We start from the raw sequence: 994 nt of genomic DNA on the forward strand, positions 1-994 counted from the left end.
CATCATGCCTCGTGCGCGCGCAGGAAGCGGAAGAACTCCACGCCTTCGCGCAGACGGCGTTTCATCATGTCCCAGCTCGTGAGCATTTCGCGCACGATTTCCCAGATCTTCGACGGGCGGAAATAGAACTGTCGATAGAACTGTTCGAGGTGGTGATAAATCTCCTCGCGCGACAGATGCGGATAGCCGATGGCGGCCAGCTGCACCCCTTCCTTGCTCACCAGGTTGATGACCTTGTTCTCTTCCATCCAGCCGTTTTCGACGGCCTGTTTGTAGAGCGTCGTGCCCGGATAGGGCGCCGCCAGCGACACCTGGATCGTGTGCGGATTGATTTCCTTCGCGTACTCGATGGTCTTCGCGATGGTTTCCTGCGTCTCGCCCGGCAGGCCCAGGATAAACGTGCCGTGAATCTTGATGCCGAGTTTCTTGCAATCGGCGCTAAAGCGGCGCGCGAAATCGGTACGCACGCCCTTCTTGATGTTCACGAGAATCTGGTCGTCGCCACTTTCAAAGCCAACCAGCAGCAGACGCAGGCCATTCTCTTTCATGACCTTGAGCGTCTTGTACGGCACGTTGGCCTTTGCATTGCACGACCACGTCATGCCGAGCTTGCCCAGACCCAATGCAATCGCTTCGGCGCGCGGCAGGTCGTCGGTGAAGGTGTCGTCGTCGAACATCAGCTCCTTCACTTCCGGCATGTTGTCGCGAATCCACTTCGCTTCGGCAATCACGTTCTCCACCGAACGCGTGCGATAGCGATGGCCGCTGACCGTCTGCGGCCACAGGCAGAACGTGCAGCGCGACTTGCAGCCACGCCCCGTGTAGATCGACACGTACGGGTAATTCAGATAGCCGATGAAGTAATTGTCGATCTTCAGGTCGCGCTTGTAGATCGGCGCGACGAACGGCAGCTCGTCCATGTTTTCAAGGATCGGACGCGCTTCGTTGTGCTCGATCGAGCCGTCCTTCGCGCGCCACGACAGGCCCTTGATTT

The 994-nt window shown here is 58.4% G+C and carries 1 protein-coding gene; it reads right to left on the bottom strand.

Annotated features, from left to right (window positions below):
- Positions 1 to 2 precede the first annotated feature (2 nt).
- The coding region (locus BBA01S_RS39455; protein ID WP_027821171.1) for a radical SAM protein at positions 3 to 994 on the bottom strand (992 nt) is incomplete at its 5' end.

It is taken from the genome of Paraburkholderia bannensis NBRC 103871 (assembly GCF_000685015.1).
Taxonomy (GTDB): domain Bacteria; phylum Pseudomonadota; class Gammaproteobacteria; order Burkholderiales; family Burkholderiaceae; genus Paraburkholderia; species Paraburkholderia bannensis.